Genomic DNA, 6,904 nt, shown 5'->3' with positions numbered 1-6,904 from the left:
TTTAGATCTGAATCCGGTGCACGTTCTTTCGCAATTATCAGGTCTGTAATAGATACCATTATCAAAAGAAACAAAAACATATTTGATTGCTTGGCTATTACTGCTAATTTGGTACCTGAGTAGTTACCATATTTCAATATTTAAAAACATTCAATCTTGTAATTATTGAGGCACCCGAAGATAAGCAATTTTTAACATCAGATAATCCCGTTACATTTGAGCCAAATCAATCAGAGGGGAAAATAGGTTTATTTAGCAATGACACAGAAGTATTCCTTCCGCTGTCAAAAAATTATTTAGCTTATTTTTTCAATCAAAATTCAGAAAAACTAACTTCATTACGAAGGTTGAAGAATAAAGGCATCTACAAAGCCATTGATGTGTTCTCAGAAGATGAGTATGAATTAATGGTGAATGAGGAAATTATTAGCAAATCAGACCAATTAATTATTTTCCCAGGAAAAACTGATTATAGGTTAGATGAATAATAAGATCAATAAGTCATTTAGTATTTGGGAATTTAAATGGTGATAAAATTATCCTCCTATATTTAAAGCAGAAATTGAATCTTAGCTACTCTATAATCCTTCACCAAATTAGTAACAGGATTTTCAGAGATAAACGCTTGCTCTATTCCATCTTTGATATGCCAACAGATATTTCTATTGGGTTCCACCTGAAAGTATTCGAAATCCTTTAAACTATAAAGCTTAAAAACAGCAAATTCTTGACCAAAATCTATAATAGCTTCGACATCTTCGCTCTTGTAGACAGGATAAATGCCTTCGGAAATTTTAAAAAAATGTTCAGAGGCAAATTCAAAATTAATCATACCAAGAAATTCCAATTTGTCCGCAGGAATAATTTCATCATTATTAAGAACATAATTTTGGAATACTACTTTTTTGTTAAAATCAATCTTGCTTTTACTATCACAGTCATAAACTTCTCCTGAATAATTCTTCCAATGGTTTTGTGCATAATAAGTAGAATACATATTAATACCCTTTATGAATTGTGCGCAATGCAAATATTTCTTTTCTGAACCTTCTTGAATATAGGCATGAGGATGAAGGTAGGATGGATAAATATCCTGTTCATCTATATCCTTAATGCCGTGGTTATTGACAATAACTTTCATTCTGTTTTCTTTTTTAAGTATATATCAAAAAAGGCACCCCACACTCTGATATATAAGTAGAAAAAGGAACGTTTCTACCGCTTATGAAAAGTATTAAAATAAGAGAAGAGGATTATATTAAAATTGAAGAGGTGCGAATACATCTGATGAAAAAAGGAAGAATTAATAGTCTTAGCAAGATTGATTTGTTTTCATTAATCGTCAAGGCATATACAGAAAGGGTATTAAAAATTAAGCAATCATCATGATCTCTTTTTCACACCAATTCAATAAAAGTATCGAGAGACTTAATTATGATGAATTTACCGAATTCAGATTTATAAATGACTCAGTACTGTATACTGTTAAAATAACTTTACTAAAGGATGCTAAGGATCATTTATTAGATAAGGTTGTAAGATTAGGAGATTTGGAGAATGAAATCCACATATGCCTTCTGAATAGGAAACCAGGTGAATACTGTTTTGGAGTCAAATCAGCGTTTGACGAATATTCAACCTTCCATGCTATCCACGTGAAGTTTTCCAAGGATTTTATGGAGGAGTACAGAAACCTCTTTAATTGGGAGGAATATGTTAAGGTTTGAAAGATTTAAAAGCAAATCGTTACCAATATTAATTGATCAATAATTTCTTAACTTTTCGAACTGTATTAATTGAATGATTTGTCAGAATTGAAATTTTCCTTAATGATAAATCACTTTTTTCAAGTAGCTCTGTGACATCCTTATAATCATTGAGGTAAGCAGTCCTTGATTTTTTCGCTCCCTTACTTCTACCACTGTATTTACCTTTTAATTTTGCGATTTCAATACCCTGAGCCTGTCTTTCTGCTCTAATGGAATTTTCCATCTGCGCTCCCATTGCAAGAACTTGAAGTAGCAACATCACCATCGGGTTCTCTATATTACGCTCAAGAGAAATCATATTGAACTGTTGAACATAAACTCCTATCCCATTTTTATGTAAGGTTTCAACGGTTTGAAGAACTCCCAAAACAGTTCGAGATAACCTCGATACCTCTGATACCGCCACAATAGTAATACCATTGCTCTCCATGTATTCAACCATTTGCTTAAAAGCTGGTCTACTGTCCGACTGAACATTACCTGATATTTTATCAGTAAATATTCTTCTAACATTCCAATTCCGTTCTTTGGCAACTTTTTTTATGTTAATTAATTGCCGATTGTAATCTTGTCCCTCACTGCTTACTCTGCCATATATACAAATATCCATATTGTGTCATTTTTAGCTTTAACCTATTTATGATACAATATAGTCTATATTCTCGAAATATGCTAATTATAAAATTGAGAAATCATATCAATCTCATGTATACTCTAAATTTGATATGTTTGCATGAATACATTTTATACATATTCAACACATTCTTATATCTTTTTTTCTTAAATAGATAGAATGCATATTAAAAATATTGTATGTTTGCATCCTTCAATTATACTAATTTTAAACTTTTAAGAATGTCTCAAACTGATCAAATTGAACAGGTAAGAAAAACTTTTGTCTTAGATGCAGAACTTGCTGATAAATTAGAAAAAGATGCATTTTGGAGCAGGCGCAGTATCAAGGATGTGTTGCAAAATATTTTGGAAGATCATTACAAAAACAAGGAATTTGATCCCTATCCTAAAGGATATAAAAAACCTGCCGTTGGTAGAAAACCGCAGTGACTGCCTGCTTATTTAAATTCCAAATTAAAGCCTAACCACGTTTATAAGGGTGATTGTCTTAAAGTGATGAAAGCCATTCCTGATGGCTCCATTGATATGATCTGTGCAGATCTTCCTTATGCTGTCAGTAACGCCAAGTGGGATAAGCTAATCCCTTTCGAGCCGATGTGGGAACAGTTCTTGAGAGTTTGTAAGAAAAATGCTGCCATAGTATTATTTGCACAAAGTCCGTTCGACAAAGAATTAGCACTGTCTCAAAAAAAAATATTCAGATATGAATTAATTTGGGAAAAGCACCATCAGACGGGTTTTTACAATGCTAATAAGATGCCTTTGCGCACCCATGAAAACATTTTGGTGTTTTATAGAGCCTTACCAACGTACAATCCTATTAAATCCCAAGGTCACGCAAGGAAAACAGTTAAGGCTGATTCCCGAAAATCCATTCAATCGGATATTTGGAATAAGGTAGTAGAATTTAAGGATTACGATTCTACGGAAAGATATCCACGGTCTGTGCTGAAATTTAAGAGTGATAAATATCAAAATGCTCTGCATCACACGCAGAAACCTGTCAAATTGGTGGAGACGCTAATAAAATATTATTCGAATAAAGGGGATGTTATACTCGACCCCACTGTTGGGTCAGGCACCACAGCTGTGGCAGCTATGAATACTGGGCGAAATTTCATTGCAATAGAAAAGGATGAGCATTATTATAAGGTAGCAAAGAAGAGAATAAATGAGCATAAAATTGAAACATAAAAAAATCGAGAGCTTCGGTAATTAAGCTCTCTATTTTTTATCTATCATGACATTTGATATGTTCTCTTCTCTTCCGCTTCTTCATTCTAATATGTTGTTAATCTTATAATTTCTCAAATCTGCAACTGTTGCAACAAATTCGACAATCATGCTCAGCCTATCAAACCCCGCTTCCTTGTCGTCTATTATATAATCATCCGTAGTTCTTACAATACCTGAAAGGGGCTGCATCGATTCCTTAATGCTGTTTCTGTCTTTTTTTGCCTCCATCACTTGTTTTGAAGTAACACCGTCTTCATAACGACCCCATACCCACAGCAAACGATATTGTACTAAATGTTCTTCTATGCTATCATTGTTATCTATCCATTCACCACCATATTTTTTGTAAGGAACTTTAAACCAAGCCTTTTGATTGATTTCGAGAGGCTTTTTTTATGCATAAGCTTTAAATATTGTCTTTTATTGCAAACAACATTTCTGGCAAATCACCATGAAAGTTAAGAGCTAATATCAAAGTCTTACTATTGAATAAACCAGAGCCCTCTTCCCTCCCCTATTAAAGACAATATCCCCAAACACTTCTTCAACCACTTATCCTAAAATATATGCGTTTATCAATATCTGAGTAAAATGTAAACCTTGTAAAATATGCAAATTTTATACTGTAAATCAATTAGTTAATAGCTAAATCCTTTTAGCAAAATTTAAATTCGCAATAATATGTTATGTTTTCTTAAAAGGATTTTCTAATTTCATTCCAATTAAAACAAATTATCAAAACTACTAATATGGACGATTTAGAAAAAGAAAGTGGCTTGAGCAGACGCAAATTCATAAGAAATATGGGTTTAGCAACTGCGGGTATATCAATTGTACCCAGCCATGTGGTCTCCGGACTGGGCTACACAGCTCCCAGTGATAAGCTGAATATAGCAGGAATAGGCATTGGCGGAATGGGCCGTGCTAATTTGAGAAACATGAATTCACAGAACATTGTGGCATTAGCAGATGTTGACTGGAAATATGCTAAAAGATGTTTTGACGATTATCCTAAAGCAAAAAAGTACAAGGATTATCGTAAAATGATGGAGGAAATGGACAAAGAAATTGATGCTGTGGTAATCGCAACTCCTGACCACACGCATTATGTATCAGCAAGAGATGCCATGAAAGCTGGTAAGCATGTTTATCTTCAAAAGCCTCTTACTCATTCAGTATACGAATCAAGAAAGCTGGCTGAAATAGCAAAAGAAACTGGTGTAGCTACCCAAATGGGTAACCAGGGAAATTCATCAGACGACATGCGCAAAGTATGCGAGTGGATTTGGAATGGTGAAATTGGTGATGTAACTAAAGTAGACGCATGGACTGACAGGCCTATCTGGCCACAGGGATTGGAACGTCCTACAGAATCTGCTTCGGTACCAAGTACTTTGGATTGGGATTTATTCCTCGGCCCTGCACCTGAAAGGCCTTACCACCCTGCTTATACACCGTGGAACTGGCGTGCCTGGTGGGATTTTGGTACAGGAGCCTTAGGAGATATGGCTTGCCATATTATGGATCCTGTTTATAAAGCTCTAGAGTTAGGTTTCCCTTATGCATTTGAAGCTACTTCCACACAAGTGAATACAGAAAGTGCCCCTATGGCTGAAAAAGTAACTTATTACTTCGGTGAAAGACCTAAAAAAGGTAAAATTAATATGCCAGCTGTAGAGTTTACCTGGTATGATGGCGGACTGAAACCCGACAGACCCGAAGGCTTAAAAGAAGGTATGTACCCGGGTGATCAAAGAGGCTGGGGTGGTGCTATTTTTTATGGTACTAAAGGCACTCTTATTTGCGGAACCTACGCAATGGATCCATTTATTATTGGAAGAGAAGATAACCCACCTCCGGTAACTAATGAATTGAGAAGAATCCCTAAAGCTATGGAAGGTGGCCATGAAATGGATTGGGTAAGAGCAGCTAAAGAAAACAAGAAAAACAGAGTACAACCAAGCTCAAACTTCAGCTATGCCGGTCCTTTAAATGAGGTGGTAGTGGCAGGTAACCTTGCAGTAAGGCTTCAGGATTTACGAAGAAAGCTGAACTGGGATGCCAAGAACATGAAAATCACTAACATTGGTGAGGATGAACAAATAAGAGTGGTAAGCACTGATAGCTTTAAGGTAGTAGATGGTGATCCAAGATTTGACACTAAATACGAAACAATCAATGCAAAAAAAGCGGCTGAAGATTACGTAAAAAGACCTTACAGAAAAGGTTGGTCTTACTAACTATAATTAATGCCAATTCGATTAAATTAAAATTCAGCACTCCGCATTAATTTTTAAATTTGTGCTGAATTTTATTTTTGTTTGGTAATTTCATCTTAAAATTTAAAAAGAACATGAACATGAATATGAGAAAATCATTTTGGGCTTTTACAGCAGCTGCATTAGTGGCTTTTGCTTGCGATAGCACCAAAAAAGAATCTAACGAAAACACTGAAGCAGTTGATTCTACTGCTGTTTCAGAAGTAACGGAAGAAGAGAGCACTGCTCCAAATAGCTTGAGTGCAGCAGAACAGGAAGAAGGATGGAAATTATTATTTGACGGCACCAGCACAGACGGATGGAGAGGATATATGTCAGAAGAATTTCCATCAGACTGGAAAGTTGAAGATGGTACACTTTATATGTCAGCATCCGGCAGAGGTGAAGCGGGTTCTGAAAATGGTGGAGATATACTTTATGATGAAAAGTATGGCAACTTCCACTTAAAAGTAGACTGGAAAATTTCAGAAGGTGGTAATTCCGGTATTTTCTATTTAGGTCAGGAATCAGATAAATATGATTATATCTGGAAAACTGCTCCTGAAATGCAGGTATTGGACAATGAAAAGCACCCGGATGCTATGCTCGGTACGGACGGTAACAGAAAAGCTGGTTCTTTGTATGACTTGTATCCTGCAAAACCTGCAAGTGCTGTAAACCCGGTAGGTGAATGGAATACTGCTGAAGTAATTTCTTACAACGGTACTGTGGTGCACAAATTAAATGGTGAAACTGTTGTTGAGTATCACCTTTGGACTCCACAATGGAAAGAAGATGTAGCCAAAAGTAAATTCCCTGAACTGAATGAAAATTGGGCAGAAGTAGCCAAAGAAGGTTATATTGGATTGCAGGATCATGGAGATGATGTCTGGTTCAGAAACATAAAAATTAAGCAGCTTTAATTAATCAAGCTCAACTTACTAAAGCCATCCTGTATAGACCGGATGGCTTTTTTATGCTTTACTTTTTTTACCCTCCTGTTAA

At 35.4% G+C, this 6,904-nt stretch carries 9 protein-coding genes; 6 read left to right on the top strand and 3 right to left on the bottom strand.

The genetic code is table 11. The features are described from left to right. The first annotated feature begins 128 nt into the window (after positions 1-128). Entirely contained in the window at positions 129-488 is a 360-nt protein-coding gene (locus IEV85_RS23690) for a DUF4238 domain-containing protein (RefSeq protein ID WP_262892167.1), read from the top strand. A 62-nt stretch (positions 489-550) separates the two neighbouring features. On the opposite strand, the gene IEV85_RS23685 is transcribed toward IEV85_RS23690, so the two are convergent. After that, positions 551-1,141 (bottom strand): hypothetical protein, encoded by a 591-nt coding sequence (locus IEV85_RS23685; protein ID WP_188467752.1) that lies wholly within the window; start codon positions 1,139-1,141, stop codon positions 551-553. A 244-nt stretch (positions 1,142-1,385) separates the two neighbouring features. Here IEV85_RS23685 and IEV85_RS23680 point away from each other — a divergent pair, with 244 nt between their 5' ends. After that, the gene (locus tag IEV85_RS23680) at positions 1,386-1,727 is read left to right on the top strand and encodes a hypothetical protein (RefSeq protein ID WP_188467751.1); all 342 of its coding nucleotides are present in this window, start codon (positions 1,386-1,388) and stop codon (positions 1,725-1,727) included. Positions 1,728-1,755: 28 nt separating this feature from the next. On the opposite strand, the gene IEV85_RS23675 is transcribed toward IEV85_RS23680, so the two are convergent. Further along, positions 1,756-2,379, bottom strand: a complete 624-nt coding sequence (locus IEV85_RS23675; RefSeq protein WP_188467750.1) for a recombinase family protein — start codon at positions 2,377-2,379, stop codon at positions 1,756-1,758. A gap of 245 nt (positions 2,380-2,624) precedes the next feature. Here IEV85_RS23675 and IEV85_RS23670 point away from each other — a divergent pair, with 245 nt between their 5' ends. Continuing rightward, on the top strand, positions 2,625-2,834 hold the full coding sequence (locus IEV85_RS23670) for a hypothetical protein (RefSeq protein ID WP_188467749.1): 210 nt from the start codon (positions 2,625-2,627) through the stop codon (positions 2,832-2,834). A gap of 66 nt (positions 2,835-2,900) precedes the next feature. After that, positions 2,901-3,599 (top strand): DNA-methyltransferase, encoded by a 699-nt coding sequence (locus IEV85_RS23665; protein WP_188467748.1) that lies wholly within the window; start codon positions 2,901-2,903, stop codon positions 3,597-3,599. Between the two features lie 81 nt (positions 3,600-3,680). Here IEV85_RS23665 and IEV85_RS23660 read toward each other — a convergent pair whose 3' ends face one another. Then, positions 3,681-3,869, bottom strand: a complete 189-nt coding sequence (locus tag IEV85_RS23660; protein WP_229712719.1) for a hypothetical protein — start codon at positions 3,867-3,869, stop codon at positions 3,681-3,683. A 521-nt stretch (positions 3,870-4,390) separates the two neighbouring features. Here IEV85_RS23660 and IEV85_RS23655 point away from each other — a divergent pair. Beyond that, a complete protein-coding gene (locus IEV85_RS23655; RefSeq protein WP_188467746.1) occupies positions 4,391-5,881 on the top strand; it encodes a glycoside 3-dehydrogenase in 1,491 nt (496 codons plus the stop codon). 119 nt (positions 5,882-6,000) lie between these two features. Then, the gene (locus IEV85_RS23650; protein WP_229712718.1) at positions 6,001-6,822 is read left to right on the top strand and encodes a 3-keto-disaccharide hydrolase; all 822 of its coding nucleotides are present in this window, start codon (positions 6,001-6,003) and stop codon (positions 6,820-6,822) included. Positions 6,823-6,904: the final 82 nt, after the last annotated feature.

It is taken from the genome of Marivirga lumbricoides (assembly GCF_014636295.1).
GTDB lineage: Bacteria > Bacteroidota > Bacteroidia > Cytophagales > Cyclobacteriaceae > Marivirga > Marivirga lumbricoides.
This window is presented reverse-complemented; position numbering and strand designations above follow the sequence as displayed.

What these genes read in the sequence shown, in the direction of transcription:
- IEV85_RS23670 (WP_188467749.1), top strand. Translation starts at nt 2,625, where the DNA reads ATGTCTCAAACTGATCAAATTGAACAGGTAAGAAAAACTTTTGTCTTA.
- IEV85_RS23685 (WP_188467752.1), bottom strand. Translation starts at nt 1,141, where the DNA reads ATGAAAGTTATTGTCAATAACCACGGCATTAAGGATATAGATGAACAG.
- IEV85_RS23675 (WP_188467750.1), bottom strand. Translation starts at nt 2,379, where the DNA reads ATGGATATTTGTATATATGGCAGAGTAAGCAGTGAGGGACAAGATTAC.
- IEV85_RS23665 (WP_188467748.1), top strand. Translation starts at nt 2,901, where the DNA reads ATGAAAGCCATTCCTGATGGCTCCATTGATATGATCTGTGCAGATCTT.
- IEV85_RS23650 (WP_229712718.1), top strand. Translation starts at nt 6,001, where the DNA reads ATGAATATGAGAAAATCATTTTGGGCTTTTACAGCAGCTGCATTAGTG.
- IEV85_RS23680 (WP_188467751.1), top strand. Translation starts at nt 1,386, where the DNA reads ATGATCTCTTTTTCACACCAATTCAATAAAAGTATCGAGAGACTTAAT.
- IEV85_RS23655 (WP_188467746.1), top strand. Translation starts at nt 4,391, where the DNA reads ATGGACGATTTAGAAAAAGAAAGTGGCTTGAGCAGACGCAAATTCATA.
- IEV85_RS23660 (WP_229712719.1), bottom strand. Translation starts at nt 3,869, where the DNA reads ATGGAGGCAAAAAAAGACAGAAACAGCATTAAGGAATCGATGCAGCCC.